Source organism: Baekduia soli, from assembly GCF_007970665.1.
GTDB classification, from domain to species: Bacteria; Actinomycetota; Thermoleophilia; order Solirubrobacterales; family Solirubrobacteraceae; genus Baekduia; species Baekduia soli.
In genome coordinates, this window is record NZ_CP042430.1 from 1,535,401 (window position 1) to 1,557,798 (window position 22,398).

Genomic DNA, 22,398 nt, shown 5'->3' on the forward strand with positions numbered 1-22,398 from the left:
GTGACCTCCGTCACCGCACGCCCCGACGACCCCGCCGCGCCCGGGCGGACCGCGCTGCGCTGGGACTACGCCCCCGCGCCGGAGTCCCGCGACGCCGCGACGCTGGCCGACCGCTACGACCTGTTCATCGACGGGGCCTTCCACCCGCCCGGCGACGGGACCGTCGTGCCCACGGTCAACCCCGCCACGGAGGAGACGCTGGCCGAGGTCGCCTTCGCCGGGCCGGCCGACGTCGACCGCGCCGTGCAGGCGGCGCGTGCCGCCCAGCCCGCCTGGGCCGCGCTGCCCGCGCTCGAGCGCGGCAAGCACCTCTTCCGCATCGCGCGCCTGATCCAGGAGCGCGCCCGCGAGCTGGCGATCGTGGAGACCCTCGACGGCGGCAAGCCCATCCGCGAGTCGCGCGACGTCGACGTCCCCCTGGCCGCCGCGCACTTCTTCTCCTACGCCGGCTGGGCCGACAAGCTCTCCTACGCGGTCGCCGGCCGGCCGTTCCGCCCGCGCGGCGTCGTCGGGCAGGTCGTCCCGTGGAACTTCCCGCTGCTCATGGCGGCGTGGAAGCTCGCGCCCGCGCTGGCGACGGGCAACACGGCCGTGCTCAAGCCCGCCGAGACCACGCCGCTGACCGCGCTGCTGCTCGCCGAGATCTGCCAGGAGGCCGAGCTGCCGCCGGGCGTGGTCAACATCATCCCGGGGGCGGGGGAGACCGGCGCGGCGCTCGTGCGCGGCGAGGTCGACAAGGTCGCCTTCACGGGCTCGACGGCCGTGGGCAAGGAGATCCAGCGCGCGCTGGCCGGCCGCGGCGTCGGGCTGACGCTGGAGCTGGGCGGCAAGTCGGCCAACATCGTCTTCGAGGACGCCGCGATCGACCAGGCCGTCGAGGGCATCGTCAACGGCATCTTCTTCAACCAGGGCCACGTCTGCTGCGCCGGCTCGCGCCTGCTCGTGCAGGAGAGCGTCGCCGACGAGGTGCTGCGCAAGCTGTGGGACCGCATGCAGCGCCTACGCGTCGGCGACCCGCTGGACAAGAACACCGACGTCGGCGCGATCAACAGCGCCGAGCAGCTGCGGCGCATCGAGGAGCTCGTGGCCGCCGGCGAGGCCGAGGGCGCCGCGCGGCGCACCGTCGCGTGCGACCTGCCCGCCCGCGGCTTCTGGTTCGCGCCGACGCTGTTCACCGGCGTCGCGCCCGCGCACCGCATCTCGGTGCAGGAGATCTTCGGCCCCGTCGTCACGGTCACCACGTTCCGCACGCCGGCCGAGGCGGTCGAGCGCGCCAACAGCTCGGTCTTCGGTCTGGCGGCCGGGGTGTGGACCGACATGGGGTCCAAGGCGTTCGAGGTGGCCGCGGCGCTGCGCGCCGGCGTCGTCTGGCAGAACACCTACAACAAGTTCGACCCGACGGCGGCGTTCGGGGGCTACAAGGAGAGCGGCTTCGGCCGCGAGGGCGGGCCCGCCGGCCTGCTGCCCTACCTGGTGATGTCATGACGCGCCGCGCGGTTGTGGCCAAGACGTACAAGCTGTACCTCGGCGGGGCGTTCGCCCGGTCGGAGTCGGGCCGCAGCGACACGGCGACCGACCACGCGGGCGAGCACGTGGCCAACGTCCCCCGGGGCTCGCGCAAGGACGTCCGCGACGCGGTGAAGGCCGCACGCGGCGGCGCGGGCCGCTGGGCGGCCGCCACGGCCTACAACCGGGGCCAGGTGCTCTATCGCCTCGCCGAGGCGCTCGAGTCGCGCTCCGAGGAGCTCGTGCGGGCCGCCGTGGCCCAGCAGGACGTCGCCGCGGCGGCCGCCCGCGCCGAGGTCGGCGCCGCCGTCGACACGCTCGTGCACTACGCCGGGTGGACGGACAAGCTCGCGGCCGTCCTGGGCGGGATCAACCCCGTGGCGGCGCCGTACCTGTCGTTCTCCGCACCCGAGGCCACCGGGGTCGTCGCCGTGCTGGCCCCCGACGCCCCCGACCTGCTGGGCCTGGTGCGCGAGATCGCCCCGGCCCTGGCGGCCGGCAACGCGGTCGTGGCCGTGGTCTCGCGCCGCTGGCCGCTGCGGCCGCTGGACCTCGGGGAGATCGCCGGCGTCTCCGACGTCCCGGCCGGCGTGCTCAACCTCCTGACGGGGCGCCTCGACGAGCTGGTGGAGCCGCTGTGCGGGCACCGCGACGTCAACGCGATCGTCGACGCCACGGGCCGGGCCGACCTGGCGGCGACGGTCGACACGCTGGCCGCCGACACCGTCAAGCGCGTGCTGCGCCCGGCGGCAGGCGACGGGATCGGCGACGGCGCGCTCGGCCGTCTCGAGGCCCTGACCGAGCTCAAGACGGCCTGGCACCCGATCGGCGCCTGAGTCGGGGTCAGGTCCCCAGCGTCGCGGCGACCCAGTCGACCGCCGCCGGGACGTGGGCGGGGTCGATGTGGTGGGCGGCGTCGGACTCGTGGTACTCCACGGGCAGGCCGCCCGAGGTCAGCAGGTCCCGCGCGCGCCGGGCGAAGCCGACCTCCATCACGGGGTCGTTGCGGCCGTGGGCGATGAACGCGCGCAGCGCGCGGCGGTCGTCCAGCGACGGCACCCAGCCCTCCACCGTGGGCACGAAGCCCGAGAAGGCCAGGATGCCCGCCGGTGCCGGGCGCCCGCCGTCCAGCCCGAGCGCGTAGCTCATCACGGAGCCCATCGAGAAGCCGCCGAACACGGTCTGCGCGGGCGTGAGCCCCGTGCGCTCCCACAGCTGGTCGTGCAGGGCGGCCAGCGCGGTCGAGGCCGCCGCGAACGTGTCGCGGTCGGGGAACCCGACGCGCGGCACGACGTACCAGTGGTGCCCGGGCCAGCCCGGCAGCGTGAGCGGCGCGCGCGGCGTGACGACGTGCAGCCGGCGCTGCGGGTCCAGGACGTCGCCGAGGCCGAGGAGGTCGTGCTCGTCCGCCCCGCGGCCGTGGTGCAGGACCAGCAGCCCGGCCGCCTCCGAGACGGCCGGGCGCTCGAGGAACGTCAGCGCGCTCACGAGCGGGCCTTCGCGGCGCGGGCGGCGCGCGGGTTGACCAGAGGCGTCAGCACGCGCTCCAGCTCGGCGCGCAGGTGCTCGTGCTGGGTCGGCAGGCGCAGGGCCTCGCCGAGGTGCTCGGGGTCCTCGTCGACCGCGAAGCCGGGGGAGAGCGTCGCGATCTCGAACAGGATGCCCCGGGGCTCGCGGAAGTAGATCGAGAGGAAGTAGTCGCGGTCGATGACCGGCGTGACGTGGCCGCCGGCCTCGCCGACGCGACGACGCCAGGCGTCGTGGTCGGCGTCCTGGGAGGCCCAGGCGATGTGATGCACGGTGCCCGCGCCCTGGCGGCCCGGCGCCTCGGGCGCGGGGTCGTAGGCCCAGTGCAGGTGGCGTTCGTCGCCCTGGAGGCGGAACTCGCCGCCGCCGAGGTCGTCGAAGCCCAGCACCTCGGTCAGCAGGGGCGAGTGCGTCGCGACGTCGTGGGTGTAGGCGCGCGCGCCCTCCAGGCCCGTGATCGCGTGCTCAGCGGGGACGTCGGGGTGGACGGCCCGCAGCGGCGGGTTGCCGTCGTCGGCGACGACGAGCTCGAGCACGAGGCCGTCGGGATCGGCGAAGCGCAGCACGCCCGGCTCGCGGCGCGTGCGGTGGCCGGCGTCGTGCAGGCGGGACTGCCAGAACTCGAGGGCCTCCGGCGCGGCCACGCCGAGCTGCAGCGTGTGGATCATCCCGGCGCCGGCGCGGCCGGGCGCGGCGCCCGCGAACTCGAACCACGTGAGGATCGAGCCGGGCGAGCCCTGCTCGTCGCCGAAGTACAGGTGGTAGGCCTCGGGCGCGTCGAAGTTGACGGTCTTCTTGACGAGGCGCAGTCCGAGGACGTACGCGTAGAACGCGACGTTCCCGCGCGCGTCGCCGGTGATCATCGTGATGTGGTGCAGGCCCTCGAGCTTCATCGTCCGGCGCTCCTTCGGTGGCAGAAAATGGTTGTGTCCGCAACTATACCGTATGATTGCGAGCGCAACTAGATGGCGGCGAGGACGCGTTCCCAGAGTGCGCCGAGCTGGCGCTGCTCGGCGGCGCCGACGTGCTCGAGGAACAGCCGGCGCACACCGTCGAGGTGCGTGCGGCGCGCGTCCTGGAGGCGCCGGCGGCCGTCGGGCGTGATCTGCGCGAACGAGCCCCGGCCGTCGTCCTCGCAGGCGCGCCGCTGCAGCAGCCCGTCGGCCACGAGGCGGTCGACCAGCCGCGTCAGCCCGCTCCGGCTAAGCAGCACGCGGTCGGCGAGGTCGGCCATCCGCGCCTGGCCCTCCTCGGCGTCGCCGACGAACATGAGCACCTCGTAGCCGGGCACCGAGAGCCCGTGCTGCCGGCGCAGGTCGTCGTCGAGGGCGGCGGTCAGGCGGGCGTGGACCTGGAGCATCCCGCGCCACGCCTGCAGCTCCTCGGGCTGGAGGCGGTCGGGCGCCGGGATGGGAGCGGAAGGGGGAGAGGTCATGGGCTGAGCCGGGACGGTGATGGTTGCAGTGTCAACTATATCGTCCCGAGCGGCCGATCCGGGGCCGGCGGCGCGCGGACGCGCATGGCGCGCGGGCGCTCCGGGGATCGGCGGACGCGGCCGATCTACCGGAACGATGGCCGAGACGATCGAGCGATCCGAGCACGTGCTGCGGGCGCGGCGCACCGCGGCGCGGGCCCGCGGCGCCGTGGGCATCGCGGGCATCGCGCTCATCGCCGGGTGGCACAGCCTGTCGTCGGGCCCGGTGCTGGCCGCGGCGGGCTTCGCGATCATCCTGGCGACCGCGCTGGTCCAGCTCCTGGCCCCGCGGCTGCGCTGGCTGACCATCGAGGAGTCCCTGGCGGGCCTCGCGGGCGTCTTCATCATCGGCCTGGGGGACCAGCGGGTCACCGTCCTCAGCGTGCTGTGGCTCTCGGCGGTCGCCAGCGGCGTGCTCGCACGCGGCGGCCGCGTGCACTGGATCGGCCGTGCCGTGCTGCTCGGCGCGCTGGCGCTGCCGGTGGTCCGCCTCGGGCGCATCGAGCACCAGCACGCCGGGCTCGTCGTCGGCGTGATCTGGCTCCTGCTGACGTGCGGGCGCCTGACGACCGAGCTCAACCGACTCCTGGCCCTCGCCCGCCACGACGCCGACCACGACGGCCTGACGGGCGCGCTCTCCCGCGCGGCGTTCCGCCGGGAGCTGGCCTCGCGCGTGCAGGACGGCCCCGTCGGCCTCCTGCTCGTCGACCTCGACAACTTCGGCCACATCAACAAGGTCAGCGGGCACGCCGCCGGCGACCGCGTCCTGGTCGCGGCCGTCGCGCGCCTCATCGAGGTCGCCGGCGCCGGCCGGCCCGTCGGTCGCCTGGGCGGCGACGAGTTCGCGATGATCACCGGCGCCGACGGCACCCAGGAGCTCGCCGCCCGCGCGCTGCAGGCGCTGTCCCTGCCCGACGAGCACGGCAACGCGCTGCGGGCGTCGGTCGGCATCGCGGCGGCGCCGCGCGACGGCGACGACGCCGACGCGCTCCTGCGCGCGGGCGACATCGCGCTGCGGGTCGCCAAGCGCAGCGGCAAGCATCAGGTCGCCGTCTACGCGGGCCAGTCGCTGACCGACGCCGGCCCGGGCGGCGCCCAGGGCGCGCTGCGCCGCCTCATCGCCGGCGAGGGCATCACGATGGTCGTCCAGCCGATCGTCGAGCCCGCCGACGGCACCATCCACGCGTTCGAGGCGCTGGCGCGCTTCCGCACCCGGGCACCGACAGCCCGCTGCACTGGTTCGCGCTGGCCGACGAGTTCGGCCTGCGCGGGCAGCTCGAGCTGGCCTGCCTGCGGGCCGCCCTGGAGCTCGTTCCCCGGCTCCCGGAGGGCAGCCTGCTCAGCGTCAACGTCTCGGGCCCGGTCCTGCTCGACGAGCGCACGCTCGCGCTCCTGCTCGAGCAGCCCGCCCTCGACCGGGTGATCGTCGAGATCACCGAGGACGCGCTCGTCCAGGACGACGCCGGGTTCCACGCCGCGCTGGCGCCGCTGGTGGCCCGCGGCGTGCGCCTGGCCGTCGACGACATGGGGGCGGGCTACTCGGGCCTGCGCCAGATCACCGCGCTGCGCCCCGCCTACCTCAAGCTGGACCGCTCGCTGGTCCGGGGCGTCGACGCCTCACCGGACCGTGCGGCGCTCATCGAGGCGCTGCTGCACTACGCCGGGCGCACCGGCGGCCTGCTCGTCGCCGAGGGCGTCGAGACGCGGTCCGAGCTGGACGCGGTGCGCCGGCTCGGCGTCCCGCTGGTCCAGGGCTTCCACTACGGGCGCCCCGGAGCGCCGTGGCCGGTCGTGCTGCCGCCCGGCCTGGCGCTCGCGGAGCCGCTCGTGCCGCGGGCTCAGTAGGAGCGCGGCATCCCGAGGATGTGCTGGCCGATGTAGGTCAGCACGAGATTGTTGGAGACCGGGGCGATGGAGTACAGCCGGGTCTCGCGGAACTTGCGCTCGATGTCGTACTCGTGGGCGAAGGAGAACCCGCCGAACGTGTCCATCGCCGCGTTGGCGGCGGCCCAGGAGGCCTCGGAGGCCAGCAGCTTGGCCATGTTGGCCTCGTCGCCGCAGGGCTTGCCCTGCTCGAACAGCCACGCCGCCTTGTAGCGCATGAGGTCGGCCGCCTGGAGCGAGGCGTGCGCCTTGGCCAGCGGGAACTGGATCCCCTGGTTGGACCCGATCGGGCGCCCGAAGATCACGCGCTCGGTGCCGTAGGCCGTGGCCTTGTCCAGGAAGAAGCGCCCGTCGCCGATGCATTCGCTGGCGATGAGGATGCGCTCCGCGTTCATGCCGTCGAGGATCTGGCGGAAGCCGTTGTCCAGCGTGCCGACCAGCGCGCTGTCGGGGATGAACAGGTTGTCGAAGAAGATCTCGGTGGTCGAGTGGTTGACCATCGTCTTGATCGGCTTGATCGTCAGCGCGTCGCCGGCCTCGCGCATGTCGACCAGGAACGTCGACAGGCCCTGCGTCTTCTTCTCGACCTCGTCGGCCGGCGTGGTGCGGGCCAGCAGCAGCATGAGGTCGGAGTGCTCGGCGCGCGAGGTCCAGATCTTCTGGCCCGACACGCTCCAGCCGCCGTCGACCTTCTTGGCACGCGTCTGGATCTTCGTGGTGTCCGAGCCCGCGTTGGGCTCGGTGACCGCGAAGGCCTGCAGGCGCAGGTCGCCGCTGGCGATCTTGGGCAGGTACTCGCGCTTCTGCTCCTCGCTGCCGTGGCGCAGGACGGTGCCCATCACGTACATCTGCGCGTGGCAGGCGCCCGCGTTGCCGCCCGAGGCGCAGATCTCCTCGAGGATGGCGCCGGCGTAGGTGATGGACAGCCCGGAGCCGCCGTACTCCTCGGGGATGAGGGCCGCCAGCCAGCCGTTCTCGGTGAGCGCGTCGACGAACTCGGTCGGGTAGCGGTCGGGCTCGTTCTCCTGCCAGTACTCACCGGGGAACTTGGAGCACAGGTCGCGTACGGCGGCGCGGACGCTCTGCAGGTCGTCCTCGAGGGAGAAGTCCATGATCAACCTCCGGTGGGTGGCTCGGCGCGGTGCATCGCGCGGGGTGGTGCTCGTCGGCGCGGGATGCGCCGGACCCGAGGCGGGCCAGTCTACATGGGTCTGTCTCTTTCGCTCGGGTCGCGCACGTGGTACGACAGACCGTGCCGCGATGCGGCGGGACTGGCGGAATCGTTAGGTCAGACTTAGACGGGCGGCTTGACTCCGCTCCGCGGCCGGGACTAGATTCGCCCCGGTCAACCGTAGAGAGAGGGTCATGAGCAAGAACGGGTCCGGCGGCATCTTCGTGGCGTCCGACATCGGGGGGACGTTCACGGACACCGTGGTGATGGACGCCGACGGCGAGGTCACGCGCTACAAGGCGCCGACCACCCCCGACGAGCTCGTCCGCGGCGTGCTGGACACCTTCGCGCTGGCGGCCGCGGAGCGCGGCGTCGAGCCCACGGCGTTCATCGAGGACATCCGCCTGTTCTCCCACGGCACCACCGTCGCCACCAACGCGCTGCTGCAGCGCCGCGGCGCGCGGACCGGCGTGCTGCTGACCGAGGGCTTCGGCGACACGCTGTCCATCATGCGCGGCTACAAGGGCTTCGGGCTCGAGCAGGAGGCGCTCAAGAGCTATCAGAACCTCACGAAGCGCCACACGATCGTCGACCAGCGCCTCGTCCGCGAGATCCCCGAGCGCGTGGACTACCTGGGCCGCACCATCCGGCCGCTGGACGAGGACGCTGCCCGCGCGACCATCCGCGACCTCATCGCCGAGGGCGTCGAGGCCATCGCCATCTGCCTGCTGTGGTGCACGATGGACCCGACGCACGAGCAGCGGGTCGCCGAGATCGTGCGCGAGGAGGCGCCCGACCTCTACGTGAGCCTCTCCTCCGAGGTCCTGCCGCGCACGAACGAGTACGCCCGCAGCGTCACGACCGCGGTCAACGCGTTCCTCGGGCCGGAGGTGGCCGGCACGACCGCGTCGCTGCAGGCCCGCCTCGCCGACGCCGGGCTGGAGCACCACCCGCTGCTCATGCAGTCCAACGGCGGCCTGGCCTCCGTGCGCCACGCGGCCGACAAGCCCGTCGAGTTCCTGCTCTCGGGCCCGGTCGGCGGCGTGGTGGGCTCGCGCCTGACGGCCGAGAGCCTCGGCGAGCCCAACGTCGTCACCACCGACATGGGTGGCACGAGCTTCGACGTCGGCCTCATCGTCGACGGCCGGCCGCTGCTGCAGGCCACCACGAACATGGACTACCAGCCGATCGGCGTGCCGTCGGTCGCCGTCCAGACCGTGGGCGCCGGCGGCGGCAGCATCGCCCGCATCGAGGACGGGATCCTGCACGTCGGCCCCGAGAGCGCGGGCGCCGTGCCCGGGCCCGCCTGCTACGGCGCGGGCGGCACCGAGCCGACCGTCACCGACGCCGACGTCGTGCTCGGGCTCATCAACCCCGAGACGTTCCTCGGCGGGCGGCGCAAGCTCGACCCCGAGGCGGCGCGCCAGGCCATCGCCACCCGGATCGCCGAGCCGCTGGGCATCACGGTGGAGGAGGCGGCCTACGGCATCAAGCAGATCGTCGACTCCCGGATGGTCGACCTGGTGCGCCAGGTCACGATCCACAAGGGCTTCGACCCGCGCGAGTTCAGCCTCGTGGCCTTCGGCGGCGCCGGGCCCGTCCACGCGCACGCCTTCGGCTCGGGCCTGTCGATCCGCAAGATCATCGTGCCGGTGACGGCCTCGGTGCACTCGGCCTTCGGCATCGCGGCCTCCGACGTCGTGGTCACGCGCGAGCGCTCCCTGGCGATGAAGACCCCGCCGGGCAGCAGCGAGGCCTCCCAGTACCTCGACCTCGACGTCATCAACGACGTCCTGGGCGGCGTCGAGAAGGACGCGGTCGCGTTCCTGCAGGAGCAGGGCTTCGACGACACGACGATCGACGTCACGCGCTTCGTGGACATGCGCTTCCGCTTCCAGATCCACGAGCTCACGATCGAGATCCCCGAGGTCCCGCTGGACGCCGCCAAGCTCGACGCGCTGGTCACCCGCTTCATCGACACCTACGAGCAGCGCTTCGGCGAGGGCTCGGCGTTCACCGCGGCCGGCGTCGAGCTCGTCAACTGGCGCGTGGTGGCCAGCGGGCGCCTCGAGCGGCCCGAGCTCAAGGAGCAGCCCGCGGTCGACGGCGGCGGCACGCCCGAGCCGATCCGCATGGACCGCGTCTACCACGGCGCGTGGTACGACGCGGCGGTCTACGACGAGCACGCGCTGCGCTCCGGCGTGACGTTCGCCGGGCCCGCCATCGTCGAGCTGCCCGACACGAACATCGTCATCGGACCCGACCAGTCCGCCTCGGTGGACGGTCTCGGCAACGTCCTCATCGTCCCCGGCACCTGAGAGAGAGGCGCACCATGGCCATCACCCCCGACGTCGCCTTCGACCCCATCACCTACGAGGTGATCTCCCACCGCCTGTGGTCGATCAACGAGGAGGGCTCGACGACGATCGCCCACGCGTCCGGCTCCCCGGTCGTCCAGGCGACGGACTACAACTTCGCGCTCTACGCCCCCAACGGCGACCTCGCCGTCAGCGGCGTGTTCTACATGCTGCCCGTCTTCGTCATGCAGATGATGATCAAGAAGACGATCGAGCTCTACGGCGACGAGCTGCGGCCGGGCGACGTCTTCATCACCAACGACCCGTTCACGGCGGGTGTCCACCAGTCCGACGTGCAGTTCGTCTCGCCCTTCTTCGAGGGCGACCGCCTGGTGGGCTGGACGGGCTGCATGGCCCATGTCATGGACGTCGGCGGCATGAACCCCGGCTCCTGGTGTCCCACGGCGACCGAGCTGTCCCAGGAGGGCCTGCTCGTCCCGCTGCAGCGCATCGTCGACCGGGGCAAGATCGTCCAGGGCCTCTGGGATCTCATCATGAGCAACTCGCGGCTGCCCGCGATGCTGGCCAACGACTTCTCGGCCATGCTGTCCTCGCACCGCGTCGCCCAGACCCGCCTGGCCGAGGCCTGCGACCAGTACGGCGCCGACGCGATCGTCGACGTCATGCAGCACGCGATCGAGCGCACGGAGGCCCAGATGCGCGAGTGGGTGCGCGAGCTGCCCGACGGCGAGTTCGAGCACGTCGGCTTCGTCGACCACGACGGCCAGGCCAACAACCTGTACAAGGTCGCCTGCCGCCTGACGAAGAAGGACGACACCCTCACCTTCGACTTCACCGGCACCGACGACGCCATCATCGGCTTCGGCAACGCGTCGGCGCCCGGCACCTACGGCGCCATCGGCACGGCGATCATCGCGATCTTCGGCTCCAAGCTGAACTGGAACGCGGGGCTCATGCGGCCGGTGGTGGTCAACACCCCGCAGAACTCGGTCATCAGCGCCGAGCCGCCGCGCCCGATCTCGGGCGGTTCGGTGACCGCCGCGTGGATCGCGGCCGCCGGCGCGATGGCGTGCACCTCGAAGATGCTGGCCTTCCGCGAGGAGTACCACGAGTTCGTCATGGGGCCGCCCGACGGGTCGTGGCTGCTGACGCAGTTCGGCGGCGTCAACCAGTTCGGCGAGCCGTTCGCGGTCATGTTCATGGACCCGCTGGCCTGGGGCGGCCCGGCCATGAGCACGCGCGACGGCGTCAGCACCGGCGGCTGCCTGGCCGCGCTCGGCGGCGGCTTCAACGACGTCGAGCTGCACGAGAGCCAGCACCCGCTGCTGTACCTCTGGCGGCGCGAGAACCCCGACTCCGGCGGCGCGGGACGCTACCGGGGCGGCAACGGCATCGAGCTGGCGCTCGCCGTGTACGACTCGCCCGGGATCATGTCCATCTGCGGCACCCAGGGCGCGGTCGTCCCCTCGTGCATCGGCGTGTTCGGCGCCCTGCCCGGCTCGACGTGCCTGTACGACGTGGTCGCCGACAGCGACTGGCGCGAGCGCTACGCCGCCGGGGAGTCGATCCACACGCTCGACGACATGTCGGGCACGCGGTCGGTTCCGGACGCCAAGACCACGGTCATGATGGGCCCGACCGACGTCGTCAACAACCTGACCCAGAATGCCGGCGGACACGGTGACCCGCTGGACCGCCCGCCCGCCGAGGTCCTGGACGACGTGCTCGGCGGCCACGTGACGCTCGAGGGCGCGCGCGAGCGCTACGGCGTCGTCGTCGACGGCCACGCGGTCGACGAGGCGGCGACCACGGCCAAGCGCGACGAGCTGCGCAGGGCGCGCCTGGCCGAGGCCACCGGCGGCGCCGGTGACTACGAGGTCGGCAGCGACCTGCCGGTGGTCGAGCGCTGGGGCGGCGTCCTGAACCTGCTGCGCTCCGGCGACGGCATCGTCGTCCAGGCCGCCGACAGCGGCGCGGTCCTGGGCCCGTTGAGCGACGAGGGCTGGCGCCACCTCGTGCCGTCCCGCACGCTGAGCGCCTGGGACGTCGGTCCCCAGGCGCGGATCGACGACCGGCTCGAGGTGCGCCAGTACCTCGACCCGATCACGGGCCGCTCCCTGTGGGTGGACCTGCTGCGCATCGGCGACCCGGTCCCGGTGGACTTCCGCCTGGCGTCGCTGGCCTGAGAGCATCGTCACGCCTCCCCGCCCCGCCCGCGGCGGGGCGGGCGGGGGCGTGGGAGTCCGCACCGATGACCGACGACGACGACGTCACCCCGAGAGCCACGATGCCGCGCGTGCAGGTGCGGCGCATCCGCAAGGCCTCCGAGCAGGTCGCCGACCAGCTGCGGGCGCTCATCATCGGCGGCGATCTGCCGGCCGGCGCCAAGCTGCCGACCGAGCAGGGCCTGGCGACCGAGTTCGGCGTGAGCCGGGCCACGGTGCGCGAGGCGCTCACCGGCCTGTCGACGGAGGGCCTGCTGCGCACGGTCAAGGGCGTCAACGGCGGCAGCTTCGTCACGACCCCGTCGCCCGACCGGGTCCGCGACGCGCTGAACCTCGCGGTGACGCTGCTGTCGCAGACCAACGGCGTGACGCTGGACGAGCTGCTGGAGGTGCGCGAGTACCTCGAGATCCCGGCCGCGCGCCTGGCCGCCCTGCGGCGCACCGGCGACACCCTGCGCGAGATGGCCGAGGCGATCCCCGAGAGCCCGCTCGAGCTCTCGCTCGGCACCCAGTTCGTGCACAACCGCGACTTCCACAAGGCGGTCCTGCACGCCTCGGAGAACACGCTGCTGTCCATCGCGGCCGAGCCGATCTTCTCCGTGTTGCAGACGCGGCTGTCGCGGTCGGAGATCGGGCCGGCGTTCCACCGGACGATCAACGTCCACCACCGCGCGATCCACGCGGCCATCGCCTCCGGGGACGCGGGCGAGTCCGAGCGCCAGATGCGCGAGCACCTCGCCTGGCTGAGCCCGAAGTACCGCCGGATCTGGCACGAGTTCCAAGAGTCGGGCATATGACCCCCGGGCGCCACCGCGGCGGTTGACCCGTCCGTCGGGCCGCCCATATACTCGGAACTGCTTATGTCAGACTCTTTGCCTGACCGCGCCCGCGCTCCATTGGCCGACCTGCGGATCCTGGCGATCGAGCAGTTCGGGGCGGGGCCGTTCGGGACGCTCCAGCTCGCCGATCTCGGCGCGGAGGTCATCAAGGTCGAGGACCCGCGCGAGGGCGGCGACGTCTCCCGCTACGTCCCGCCGTTCCAGGAGGGCGAGGACTCGATCTTCTTCGAGTCCTTCAACCGCAACAAGAAGAGCATCTCGCTCGACCTGCGCCACCCCGACGGGCGCGCGATCTTCGAGGACCTCGTCCGCGAGGTCGACGTCGTGTTCTCCAACCTGCGCGGCGACGGCCCGGAGAAGCTCGGCCTGACCTACGCGACGCTCGGCGAGGTCAACCCGCGCGTCGTGTGCTGCTCGCTCAGCGGCTTCGGCATGACCGGGCCGCGGCGCAGCGAGGGCGCCTACGACTACGTCATCCAGGGGCTGGCCGGCTGGATGAGCCTCACCGGCGGACCCGACGAGCCGCCCATGAAGAGCGGGCTCTCGCTCGTCGACCTCGCCGGCGGCTACGTCGCCGCGATCTCCATGCTCGGGGCGGTGTGGCGCGCCCGGCGCGACGGCATCGGCGGCGACTGCGACCTGTCGCTGTTCGAGACGGCGCTTTCGCTGACGACCTACGTCGGCACGTGGTCGGCCAGCCGCGGCTACCAGCTCGAGCGCCTGGCCAACTCGGCCCACCCGTCGATCGTGCCGTTCCAGGTCTTCTCCACCCGCGACGGCTGGCTCGTCATCGCCTGTGCCAAGGAGAAGTTCTGGCAGCGGCTGGTGGCGATCCTCAAGCGCCCCGACCTCGGGGAGCGCTACCCGCTGTTCGCCGACCGCCGCGACCACCGCGCCGAGGTCCAGGCCGAGCTGCAGGCCGAGTTCGCCAAGGACGACACGGCGGCGTGGGTCGCGGCCCTGCGCGAGGCGGGCATCCCGGCATCGGCGGTCAACGACGTCGCCGCCGCGCTCGCCGACCCGCAGGTGCAGGCGCGCGAGGTCATCGAGGAGCTCGAGCACGACACGCTGGGCTCCGTGCGCCACATCGGCAGCCCGCTGCGCATCGAGGGTGGCCGCGTGCCCGCGGGCCGTGCGCCGTTCCGCGGCGAGCACACCGAGCAGCTGCTGGCCGACCTGTGCGGCTACGACGAGGAGGTCGTCGAGCGCCTGCTGGCCGGCGGGGCGGTCGCCGGCCCGGCGGCGCGGCCGGCGGCGGCCGTCGGCCAGACGCCTCCCGCCGCGGAGTGACGGCGAGCGCACGATGGCCCCGGCACAGCGACTGACTGGCAGGACCGCGATCGTCACCGGCGCCGGCTCGGGCATGGGGCGCGCCTCCGTCGAGCGGTTCCTGGACGAGGGGGCGACGGTCGTGGCGGTCGACATCGCCTCCGCCGGGCTGGCCACGTTGCCCATCCCCGACGGCCGCGGCCACACCGCCGTCGTCGACGTGACCGACGTGGGCCAGGTCCAGGCCGTCGTCGACGAGACCGTCCAGCGCTACGGGCGCCTGGACGTGTACTTCAACAACGCCGGGGTCGCCCAGCGGGCGCGACCGGTGGAGGACACCGCCGTCGACGAGTGGTACCGCGTGCTGGACGTCAACCTGACCGCCGCGTTCCTCGCCGCCCGTGCGGTCCTGCCGCACATGCGCGCCCAGAAGGCGGGCGTCTTCATCGTCAACGCCTCGACGGCCGGGCTGCGCCCACGGCCGAACCTGCTGGCCTACAACGCGGCCAAGGCGGGCGTCATCGGCCTGGCCCGCTCGATCGCCATCGAGGCCGGCGGCGACAACGTGCGCGCGAACGTGATCTGCCCCGTGGCCGCCAACACGCCGATGCTCGAGCAGTTCGGCTACGGCACCCACGAGGAGACCGCCGCGCTGCTGACCTCGGCGACCCCGCTGGGCCGGGTCGCCGAGCCGGAGGAGATCGCCGCCGCGGCGGCGTTCCTGGCCTCCGACGACGCCGCCTTCCTGACGGGCGTGGTCCTGCCCGTCGACGGCGGCCGCACGATCTGAGGCGCCGCCACAGGGCGGCACCGGGTTCCCACCACGACAAGGAGCAGGACAGACATGACCGCCGAACCGCAGGAAGCCCCCAAGATCTGGCGCGGGAGGTTCTTCGAGGACTTCGAGGTCGGAGACGTCTTCCGCAGCCGCCTGGGGCGCACCGTCACCGAGGTCGACAACATCTGGTTCACGTGCCTGACGATGAACACCAACCAGATGCACTTCAACACCGACTACTCCAAGGGCACGCGCTTCGGCAAGCCCCTGGTGAACTCGTGCCTGACGCTGGCCATCATCGCCGGCCTCTCGGTCCCGGACACGAGCGAGAACGGCACCGCCAACCTGGGCTGGACGGACATCAAGCTCCCCAACCCCGTCTTCGCCGGCGACACGCTGTACGCCGAGAGCGAGATCCTGGGCCTGCGCGAGTCCTCCTCGCGGCCCAACGTGGGCATCGTCTCCCTGCGCACGCGCGGGATCAACCAGGACGGCGTGGTCATCATGGAGTACCTGCGCACGTTCATGTGCTACCGCCGCGACGCGCCGGAGGTCCAGGACCAGTTCCCCAAGGTCGAGTCCGACTGGACCGTGGGAGAGCCGGGATGACCGCCGCCGAGGCCCTCGCCGGCTTCGGGGAGGCGCTGACCTACGACGCCGTTCCGCCGGAGGTCGCGCACCGCGCGAAGCTGGGGCTGCTGGACGTCGTCGGCTGCGCGCTGGCCGCCAGCGCGGCCGGCGCCGGCACCCAGGCCCAGGCGCTCGTCCTCGACGAGCAGGGCGCCGGGCCGGCGGAGCTGTGGGACACCGGCACCGGCACGACCCCGTCGGGGGCGGCGCTGGCCAACGGCATGCTCGGCCACGCGCTGGACTTCGACGACACGCACCCGGCCGCGATGATCCACGTCTCGACGGTCGTGGCCCCCGCCGCGGTCGCCGTCGGCCAGGCCCGCGGCGCCACCGGGCGCGACCTCGTCGTCGCGCTCGTCGCCGGGACCGAGGCCACGACGCGCCTCGGGCTCGCGACGCCGGGCGCGTTCCACGAGCGCGGGCTGCACCCGACGTCGGTGTGCGGCGTCTTCGGCGGGGCGCTGGCCGTGGCCGGCCTGCTCGGGCTGGACCGCGCGCAGACCACCGCGGCGCTGGGCATCGCGGGCAGCACGGCCTCCGGGCTGTTCGAGTTCCTGGCCGACGGGTCGGCGACCAAGCCGTTCCACGCGGGCTGGGCCGCCCACGCCTCGGTCGTCGCGGCCGGGATGGCGCGGCTGGGCGCGACCGGCCCCGCCTCGGTGCTGGAGGGGCGCTTCGGCCTGTTCCGCGCCGTGCTGGGCCAGGAGGCCGACGAGGCGCTGCGCGAGCAGGTCGCCGACCTCGGCGAGCGCTGGGAGACCCTGGCGATGGCCATCAAGCCCTACCCGGCGTGCCACCTGACCCACGCCGCGATGGACGGTGCCCAGCAGCTGCACCGCCGCGGGCTGCGCGCGGAGGACGTGGCGTCCGTGCAACTCCGGGTGCCCGAGGCGGCGGTGGGCATCGTGCTCGAGCCCGCCGCGCGCAAGGCGCGGCCCGACACGCCCTACGAGGCGAAGTTCAGCCTGCCCTTCTCCGTGGCGGCCATGCTCGTCGACGGGGCGGTCGACCTCGACAGCTACGGCGCCGACCGCCTGGGCGACGAGCGCGTGCTCGACCTGGCCGGCCGCGTGACCTACACGGTCGTGCCCGCCGACGGGCGCGGGCCGTTCTTCACCGAGCTGACCGTGCAGCGCGCCGACGGCGCGACGGACACGGTCGACGTGCCGCATCCGTCGGGCACGCCGGAGGCGCCGCTGGACACCGACGCGGTCGTGCGCAAGTTCACGGCCAACGCCGTCGGCGTCCTCGGGGACGCCGCGACCGACGTCGCCGAGGCGATCCTGGCCATCGACGACCCGGCGCGCGCGGGCGCGGGCCTGCTGCCGCTGCGCGCCGCCGCCGGCGCGAGGGGCTGAGGCCGCAGGACCGGCTGCCGCGCCGCCCCGACCTTGGGCTGAGGATGTCGGAGCGGCGCGGAGCAGCCTCACGGTCCGAGAACCGCTTCGGACGTCCCGACACGCGCGGGCGGCGAACATCACGCACCGATGTCCGCCGCCGCGCGACGGGGCCGCGTGGCGGATGACAGGCGCACGGGCCGGGTACCACGCGGTGCCATGAGCATCGGTACCTCCATCCTGCTGATCGCCGTCGGCGCGATCATGCGCTTCGCCGTGACCGTGCACGCGTCGGGCTTCAGCATCCACACGGCCGGCACGATCCTCATGGTCGTCGGCGTCGTGGGCCTCGTGCTCAGCGTCCTGTGGATGACGATGTGGGCCGGCCGCCGCGACGCGACCGTCGTGCGCGAGCGCCCCGTGGTCCGCGAGCGCGACGTCTACTGACGTGCCCCGGCGCGCACGCTGAGCGCCAGGACCGCGCAGACACCGGCGAGCAGCACGAAGCCGCCGGCGTGGCGCCAGCCGGTCCCCAGCAGCGGCCGGACCAGGACCACCGCGCCGGCGACGACGAGCGTCAGCCCGCACGGCAGCAGCCACGTCTCGCCGAGGAGGAGCCTGCGCGCGGTCCGCAGTGCGCTCACGACGGCGCCGCCCCGCGTGCGATCACGTGCGACTGCGCCTGGCTGACCAGCGCCAGGGTCGCGACGAGGTAGAGGACCGCGGCGTCGCCACCGGGCCAGTGGACGCCCGCGCCCTCCGCCAGGAAGAACACGCCGAACGCGCTCAGCAGGACCCCGACGCCCCACTTGAGCTCGGTCTCGGGCAGGCGGGCGAGCGGGCGGTGCAGCACGACCGCCAGGCCGGCCACGGCCACGACCGCCGCGCCCGCGCCCACGAGGGCCGGAGCCGGGCCGCTGGGACGCGCCGCCAGCGCCGTCGTGATCACGACGACCTCGATGCCCTCCAGCAGCACGCCCTTGAACGCGACGACCCGCGCCGCCCAGTCGGGGCGGCCCGGCTCGGGCAGGGGCGCGCCGGCCAGATCCTCGCGCGTCTCGAGGTACTCGGCCAGCGAGGACGACCGTGCGCGCCGCCCCGCCAGGCGCAGGGTGCCCTTGCGCAGCCACTCGAGGCCGAAGAGCAGGAGCAGGCACCCGATCACCACGCGCAGGGCGTCGAGCGGTACCGACCCGAGCAGCACCGGACCCAGCAGCGCCGCGAGCGCGGCGCAGGCCACGACCGCGGCCGCGGCGCCCGCCAGCGCGTCGGACGGACGCCGCGTGGCGGCGACGGCGAGGACGATCGCCACGGCCTCCAGCAGCTCGACGCCGACCGCGACGCCCGTGCCCAGAGCCACCAGGAGGAAGGTCATCGCCTGGCGGCCCGGGAACGGAGGGGGTGGCTCAGGCCACGCCGATCTCGTCGCGCTTGCGCGCGATGGCGTCGATCATCTCGTCGTAGGCGTCGGCGAACTGCTTGACGCCGTCGTGCTCGAGCGCGGAGGTGATCTCGTCCAGGGAGACCCCGGCCGCGCGGAGCTCGTCGAGCTGGCGGCGGGCCTCGTCGACGCCCTCCCGCAGGGTCGCGCGCACCTCGCCGCCGGCGTCGCGGAACGCGTCGATCGTGGCGTCGGGCACGGTCGTCACCGTGTCGCGTCCGACGAGCTCGTCGATGTACAGGGTCTGGGAGTAGGCCTTGTTCTTGACGCCCGTCGACGCCCACAGCGGGCGCTGCACGTTGGCGCCGGCCTGGGCCAGGCGCTGGAACTCGGCCCCGCCGAAGATCGGCACGAAGACGTCGGCGTAGGCCAGCTTGGCGTTGGCGACCGCGATGCGGCCCCGCAGCGGCGAGTCCTCGGGCAGCGCGTCGTCGACCTTGGAGTCGATGCGCGAGACGAAGAAGCTCGCGACGGAGGCGATCGCGTGGAGGTCCTCGCCGGCGTCGACGCGCGCCTGGAGCGCTCGGACGTAGGCGCCCGCGACCTGGTGGTAGCGCTCGCGCGAGAACAGGAGCGTCACGTTGACGCTGACGCCCTCGCGGGTCAGCTGCTCGAACGCCTCGACGCCGGGCAGCGTGCCGGGGACCTTGATCATGACGTTGGGCCGGTCGACGAGCGCGCGGAGCTCGTGGCCGCGGCGGACCGCCTCGGGCGCGTCGAAGGCCATGGCGGCCTCCTCCTCGATCGAGATGTAGCCGTCGGCGCCGTCGGTGGATTCCCAGATCGGGCGCACGAGGTCGCACGCCGCCTGGATGTCGGCGATCGCGCACGTCTCGAAGACCTGCTCGGGCGTCGCGTCGGCCGGCGCTCCGGCGATGTCGTCGTCGTACAGGTCGGAGCCCAGCACCGCCTTGGAGAAGATCGAGGGGTTCGACGTGCCGCCGGTGATGGCGTCCTCGCGCATCAGGCGCTCGAGGAGCCCGTCGGCCAGCGCCGGGCGGGCGACGTTGTCGTACCAGACGCTCTGCCCCAGCGCCGCCAGCTGCTTCCACTTGCTGCTCATGCTCCAGATCCTTCCCGGAAGGGTTGGTGCGCACTCGATGGGTGCGCACTCCAGACTAGCCCGCGCTCAGTCCAGCAGCTCGTAGGCCGGGATCGTCAGGAACTCGGGGAAGTCGTCGGACAGCGAGACGAGCTCGAACACGGCTCGGGTGTCGTCGGGCCGGCCCTTCTCCCAGACCTCGTCGCCGACCTCGTCGTGGATGCGCTGCATCTCCTCGTCGAGCATCTCGCGCACGAGCTCCCGCGTGACCGTGCGGCCGTCCTCGAGCCGTGCGCCGTGGTGGATCCACTGCCAGATCTGCGAGCGCGAGATCTCGGCGGTGGCGGCGTCCTCCATGAGGTTGTTGATGCCGGCCGCGCCGCGGCCGCCGAGCCAGAAGGACACGTACTGGAAGCCCACGCTGATGTCGCCGCGCAGGCCGGCCTCGGTGATCGCCCCGGGGGTCGAGCCCGCGTCGAGCAGGTCGGCCGCCGAGACCGAGACGTCGTCGCGCCGGCGATCGATCTGGTTCGGCCGGTCGCCGAGCACCTTGTCGAAGGCGTCCATGGCCACGCCGACGACGTCGGGGTGCGCGACCCAGGTGCCGTCGAAGCCCAGGCCCGCCTCGCGCTCCTTGTCGGCGTGGACGGCGTCGATCGCGCGCTGGTTGGCCTCGGGGTCCTTGCGCGACGGGATGAGCGCCGCCATCCCGCCCATCGCGAACGCGCCGCGGCGATGGCAGGTCTTGACGAGCAGCTGGGCGTAGCTGCTCATGAACGGCACGGTCATCTTGACGTCGTTGCGGTCGGGCAGCACGAACTCGGGCCGGTCGCGGAACGACTTGATCATGGAGAAGATGTAGTCCCAGCGGCCGGCGTTGAGGCCGTAGGAATGGTCGCGCAGCTCGTAGAGGATCTCGTCCATCTGGAACGCCGCGGGCAGCGTCTCGATGAGCACCGTGGCGCGGAAGGAGCCCTGCGGGATCCCGAGCGCGTCCTGGGCCCAGACGAAGACGTCGTTCCACAGCCGCGCCTCGAGGTGGTGCTCCATCTTGGGCAGATACAGGTAGGGGCCCGAGCCGTGCTCCAGCAGGCGGGCGGCGCTGTGGAAGGCGAAGAGCCCGAAGTCCAGGAACGCGCCGGCCAGCGGATCGTCGTCGAAACGCAGGTGCTTCTCGTCGAGATGCCAGCCGCGCGGGCGGACCAGCAGCGTGGCGACGTCGTCGCCCAGCGCGTACTGCCTGCCGTCCGAGCTCTCGTAGGCGATCGTGCCCTCGATCGCGTCGATGAGGTTGGCGTGGCCGGAGACCTGGTTGGCCCACGTGGGGGAGTTGGCGTCCTCGAAGTCGGCCATGAACCCGCGGGCCCCCGAGTTCAGCGCGTTGATGACGAGCTTGCGGTCGGTCGGGCCGGTGATCTCCACGCGGCGGTCGGCGTAGTCGGCGCGCGGCGCCACGACCTGCCAGTCGCCGTCGCGGATCTCCTGGGTCTCGGGCAGGAAGTCCAGGGTGCCGCCGTTGCGCAGCTGCGCCTGGCGCTCGCGGCGCGCGGCGAGCAGCTCGCGGCGCCGCGGTCCGAAGCGCGCGTGCAGCTCGGCGAGGAAGGCGACGGCGTCGGCGCTGAGGATCTCGGTGCGGGACCGCTCGTCCAGCCCGGCGTCTTGGATGGAGGTCGTGCTCATGCGGTGTGCTCCTTGAGGGTCTGTGCGTAGGCCCGGTCGAGGACCTGCAGGGTGTGCAGCACGGGGATCTCGTGGCCGAGGGCCCGCAGGTGCGTCTGGACCTGCGTCATGCAGCCGATGTTCCCGGTGGCGATGAGCCCCGCCCCCGTGTCGAGCAGGTTGCGCGCCTTGCGGCGGCCGAGCTCGTGGGCCGTGTCGGGCTTCTCGACGTTGTAGGTGCCGGCCGAGCCGCAGCACAGCTCCCACTCGGCGGCCTGGACGAGGGTGACGTCGCCGATGGCCTGCAGCAGCGCGCGCGGCGGGCTGCGCACGCCCTGGGCGTGGGCGAGGTGGCAGGCGTCGTGGTAGGCGATCCTCAGCGGGGCCGGCGCGGGCGGCGGCGGCGCCGACAGCCCCAGGGCCTGCAGGAAGACGCTGACGTCGACGACGCGGTCGGCGAATGCCTGCGCGGCGTCGTGCTCCGGCAGGCCCTTGAACAGCAGGCCGTACTCCCGCATGCCCGAGCCGCAGCCCGCGGCGTTGGTGACCACGGCGTCGACGTCGTCCGGGAAGGCCTGCATGTTGCGCCGGGCCATCGGGCGGGCGCGGTCCGACGCGCCGGTGTGCATCGGCAGCGCGCCGCAGCAGCCCTGGTCCCTCGGGATGACCGTCTCGACGCCGTTGCGGGCCAGCACGCGCAGCGTGGCCCAGTTGATGTCGGGGGCCAGCACCTGCTGGGCGCAGCCGGCCAGCAGCGCGACGCGGGCCCGGCGCTCGCCGCGCGCGGGGAAGACCTCGGGCAGGGGGCTGGCGGGCGGCAGCGCGGCGGGCAGCAGGCGCAGCATCGCGGCCATCCGCTCGGGCAGCAGGCGCGCCAGCGGCCGGCTCAGGCGGCCCAGGCGCGCGGCGGCCCGGAAGCGCCCGGGGTAGGGCAGCGTGCGCAGGATCATCTCGCGCTGGACGCGGTCGATCGGCTCGCGGTGGCGGTGGGCGTCGGCGTAGGCCCGGAACGGCGTGATGAGGTCGCCGTACTGCACGCCGGACGGGCAGGCCGTCTGGCAGGCCTGGCAGCCGAGGCAGTTGTCGATGTAGGGGAGGGCGGTCTCGAGCTCGATCTGGCCCTCGAGGACCTCCTTCATGAGGAAGATGCGCCCGCGCGGGGAGTCCATCTCCTCGCCCATCGTCACGTAGGTCGGGCAGGTCGGCAGGCAGAAGCCGCAGTGCACGCAGGCGCCGATCGCGCCCGCCATCTCGGGGGCCTGGGGGCCGAGGTCCTCGACCGGGATCCGGTGCTGCAC

At 73.3% G+C, this 22,398-nt stretch carries 20 protein-coding genes and 1 pseudogene; 12 read left to right on the top strand and 9 right to left on the bottom strand.

Annotation, left to right across the window (positions count from 1 at the left end):
- Together FSW04_RS07100 and FSW04_RS07105 are read left to right on the top strand one after the other, a co-directional pair.
- Positions 1–1,485 (top strand): aldehyde dehydrogenase family protein, encoded by a 1,485-nt coding sequence (locus FSW04_RS07100; protein ID WP_228430972.1) that lies wholly within the window; start codon positions 1–3, stop codon positions 1,483–1,485.
- Positions 1,482–2,342 carry an aldehyde dehydrogenase family protein gene (locus FSW04_RS07105; protein WP_146917757.1) on the top strand — a complete coding sequence of 287 codons (861 nt, stop codon included), beginning with the start codon at positions 1,482–1,484 and terminating at the stop codon, positions 2,340–2,342. Before FSW04_RS07100 ends, FSW04_RS07105 begins: the two co-directional genes overlap by 4 nt.
- A gap of 7 nt (positions 2,343–2,349) precedes the next feature.
- Here FSW04_RS07105 and FSW04_RS07110 read toward each other — a convergent pair whose 3' ends face one another.
- From FSW04_RS07110 to FSW04_RS25745, 3 genes are all read right to left on the bottom strand, one after another.
- Complete coding sequence (locus FSW04_RS07110) at positions 2,350–2,994, bottom strand: alpha/beta hydrolase (RefSeq protein ID WP_146917759.1); 645 nt, start codon at positions 2,992–2,994, stop codon at positions 2,350–2,352.
- On the bottom strand, positions 2,991–3,926 hold the full coding sequence (locus FSW04_RS07115; RefSeq protein ID WP_146917761.1) for a VOC family protein: 936 nt from the start codon (positions 3,924–3,926) through the stop codon (positions 2,991–2,993). The genes FSW04_RS07110 and FSW04_RS07115 overlap by 4 nt, the downstream gene beginning before the upstream one ends.
- A 68-nt stretch (positions 3,927–3,994) precedes the next feature.
- Positions 3,995–4,468, bottom strand: coding sequence for a MarR family winged helix-turn-helix transcriptional regulator (locus FSW04_RS25745; protein WP_187369317.1), 474 nt, complete (start codon positions 4,466–4,468; stop codon positions 3,995–3,997).
- Between the two features lie 136 nt (positions 4,469–4,604).
- On the opposite strand from FSW04_RS25745, the pseudogene FSW04_RS07125 reads away from it, so the two are divergent.
- Together FSW04_RS07125 and FSW04_RS07130 are read left to right on the top strand one after the other, a co-directional pair.
- Positions 4,605–5,501 (top strand): annotated as a pseudogene (locus FSW04_RS07125) (diguanylate cyclase domain-containing protein); the annotation flags it as partial.
- A 269-nt stretch (positions 5,502–5,770) separates the two neighbouring features.
- Positions 5,771–6,352: an EAL domain-containing protein gene (locus FSW04_RS07130; protein WP_267128323.1), complete on the top strand. Its 582-nt coding sequence runs from the start codon at positions 5,771–5,773 to the stop codon at positions 6,350–6,352.
- On the opposite strand, the gene FSW04_RS07135 is transcribed toward FSW04_RS07130, so the two are convergent.
- Positions 6,346–7,503, bottom strand: a complete 1,158-nt coding sequence (locus FSW04_RS07135) for an acyl-CoA dehydrogenase family protein (protein ID WP_146917765.1) — start codon at positions 7,501–7,503, stop codon at positions 6,346–6,348. The genes FSW04_RS07130 and FSW04_RS07135 overlap by 7 nt on opposite strands.
- 253 nt (positions 7,504–7,756) lie before the next feature.
- Between FSW04_RS07135 and FSW04_RS07140 the strand changes: the two genes are divergently transcribed.
- From FSW04_RS07140 to FSW04_RS07175, 8 genes are all read left to right on the top strand, one after another.
- A complete protein-coding gene (locus FSW04_RS07140; RefSeq protein WP_146917767.1) occupies positions 7,757–9,880 on the top strand; it encodes a hydantoinase/oxoprolinase family protein in 2,124 nt (707 codons plus the stop codon).
- A 14-nt stretch (positions 9,881–9,894) separates the two neighbouring features.
- Entirely contained in the window at positions 9,895–12,066 is a 2,172-nt protein-coding gene (locus FSW04_RS07145; protein WP_146917769.1) for a hydantoinase B/oxoprolinase family protein, read from the top strand.
- A 65-nt stretch (positions 12,067–12,131) separates the two neighbouring features.
- Positions 12,132–12,902 carry a FadR/GntR family transcriptional regulator gene (locus FSW04_RS07150; protein WP_146917771.1) on the top strand — a complete coding sequence of 257 codons (771 nt, stop codon included), beginning with the start codon at positions 12,132–12,134 and terminating at the stop codon, positions 12,900–12,902.
- Between the two features lie 75 nt (positions 12,903–12,977).
- Positions 12,978–14,234 (top strand): CaiB/BaiF CoA transferase family protein, encoded by a 1,257-nt coding sequence (locus tag FSW04_RS07155; RefSeq protein ID WP_228430973.1) that lies wholly within the window; start codon positions 12,978–12,980, stop codon positions 14,232–14,234.
- A 13-nt stretch (positions 14,235–14,247) separates the two neighbouring features.
- Complete coding sequence (locus FSW04_RS07160) at positions 14,248–15,003, top strand: SDR family NAD(P)-dependent oxidoreductase (protein ID WP_146917775.1); 756 nt, start codon at positions 14,248–14,250, stop codon at positions 15,001–15,003.
- A 54-nt stretch (positions 15,004–15,057) separates the two neighbouring features.
- Entirely contained in the window at positions 15,058–15,600 is a 543-nt protein-coding gene (locus tag FSW04_RS07165) for a MaoC family dehydratase (protein WP_146917777.1), read from the top strand.
- Complete coding sequence (locus FSW04_RS07170) at positions 15,597–16,979, top strand: MmgE/PrpD family protein (RefSeq protein WP_146917778.1); 1,383 nt, start codon at positions 15,597–15,599, stop codon at positions 16,977–16,979. The genes FSW04_RS07165 and FSW04_RS07170 overlap by 4 nt, the downstream gene beginning before the upstream one ends.
- Positions 16,980–17,177: 198 nt before the next feature.
- Positions 17,178–17,405 (top strand): hypothetical protein, encoded by a 228-nt coding sequence (locus FSW04_RS07175; RefSeq protein ID WP_146917779.1) that lies wholly within the window; start codon positions 17,178–17,180, stop codon positions 17,403–17,405.
- On the opposite strand, the gene FSW04_RS07180 is transcribed toward FSW04_RS07175, so the two are convergent.
- The 5 genes from FSW04_RS07180 to FSW04_RS07200 form a co-directional block, all read right to left on the bottom strand.
- The gene (locus FSW04_RS07180; protein ID WP_146917780.1) at positions 17,399–17,602 is read right to left on the bottom strand and encodes a hypothetical protein; all 204 of its coding nucleotides are present in this window, start codon (positions 17,600–17,602) and stop codon (positions 17,399–17,401) included. The genes FSW04_RS07175 and FSW04_RS07180 overlap by 7 nt on opposite strands.
- Positions 17,599–18,333: a TMEM165/GDT1 family protein gene (locus FSW04_RS07185; RefSeq protein ID WP_146917781.1), complete on the bottom strand. Its 735-nt coding sequence runs from the start codon at positions 18,331–18,333 to the stop codon at positions 17,599–17,601. The genes FSW04_RS07180 and FSW04_RS07185 overlap by 4 nt, the downstream gene beginning before the upstream one ends.
- A 31-nt stretch (positions 18,334–18,364) precedes the next feature.
- Positions 18,365–19,462: a transaldolase gene (tal, locus tag FSW04_RS07190; protein WP_146917782.1), complete on the bottom strand. Its 1,098-nt coding sequence runs from the start codon at positions 19,460–19,462 to the stop codon at positions 18,365–18,367.
- A 66-nt stretch (positions 19,463–19,528) separates the two neighbouring features.
- Positions 19,529–21,121 carry a malate synthase A gene (gene aceB, locus FSW04_RS07195; RefSeq protein ID WP_146917783.1) on the bottom strand — a complete coding sequence of 531 codons (1,593 nt, stop codon included), beginning with the start codon at positions 21,119–21,121 and terminating at the stop codon, positions 19,529–19,531.
- Entirely contained in the window at positions 21,118–22,398 is a 1,281-nt protein-coding gene (locus FSW04_RS07200) for a heterodisulfide reductase-related iron-sulfur binding cluster (RefSeq protein WP_146917786.1), read from the bottom strand. Before FSW04_RS07200 ends, aceB begins: the two co-directional genes overlap by 4 nt.

What these genes read in the sequence shown, in the direction of transcription:
- FSW04_RS07185 (WP_146917781.1), bottom strand. Translation starts at nt 18,333, where the DNA reads ATGACCTTCCTCCTGGTGGCTCTGGGCACGGGCGTCGCGGTCGGCGTC.
- FSW04_RS07105 (WP_146917757.1), top strand. Translation starts at nt 1,482, where the DNA reads ATGACGCGCCGCGCGGTTGTGGCCAAGACGTACAAGCTGTACCTCGGC.
- FSW04_RS07170 (WP_146917778.1), top strand. Translation starts at nt 15,597, where the DNA reads ATGACCGCCGCCGAGGCCCTCGCCGGCTTCGGGGAGGCGCTGACCTAC.
- FSW04_RS07135 (WP_146917765.1), bottom strand. Translation starts at nt 7,503, where the DNA reads ATGGACTTCTCCCTCGAGGACGACCTGCAGAGCGTCCGCGCCGCCGTA.
- FSW04_RS07150 (WP_146917771.1), top strand. Translation starts at nt 12,132, where the DNA reads ATGACCGACGACGACGACGTCACCCCGAGAGCCACGATGCCGCGCGTG.
- FSW04_RS07160 (WP_146917775.1), top strand. Translation starts at nt 14,248, where the DNA reads ATGGCCCCGGCACAGCGACTGACTGGCAGGACCGCGATCGTCACCGGC.
- tal (WP_146917782.1), bottom strand. Translation starts at nt 19,462, where the DNA reads ATGAGCAGCAAGTGGAAGCAGCTGGCGGCGCTGGGGCAGAGCGTCTGG.
- FSW04_RS07175 (WP_146917779.1), top strand. Translation starts at nt 17,178, where the DNA reads ATGAGCATCGGTACCTCCATCCTGCTGATCGCCGTCGGCGCGATCATG.
- FSW04_RS07145 (WP_146917769.1), top strand. Translation starts at nt 9,895, where the DNA reads ATGGCCATCACCCCCGACGTCGCCTTCGACCCCATCACCTACGAGGTG.
- FSW04_RS07115 (WP_146917761.1), bottom strand. Translation starts at nt 3,926, where the DNA reads ATGAAGCTCGAGGGCCTGCACCACATCACGATGATCACCGGCGACGCG.
- FSW04_RS07165 (WP_146917777.1), top strand. Translation starts at nt 15,058, where the DNA reads ATGACCGCCGAACCGCAGGAAGCCCCCAAGATCTGGCGCGGGAGGTTC.
- aceB (WP_146917783.1), bottom strand. Translation starts at nt 21,121, where the DNA reads ATGAGCACGACCTCCATCCAAGACGCCGGGCTGGACGAGCGGTCCCGC.
- FSW04_RS25745 (WP_187369317.1), bottom strand. Translation starts at nt 4,468, where the DNA reads ATGACCTCTCCCCCTTCCGCTCCCATCCCGGCGCCCGACCGCCTCCAG.
- FSW04_RS07140 (WP_146917767.1), top strand. Translation starts at nt 7,757, where the DNA reads ATGAGCAAGAACGGGTCCGGCGGCATCTTCGTGGCGTCCGACATCGGG.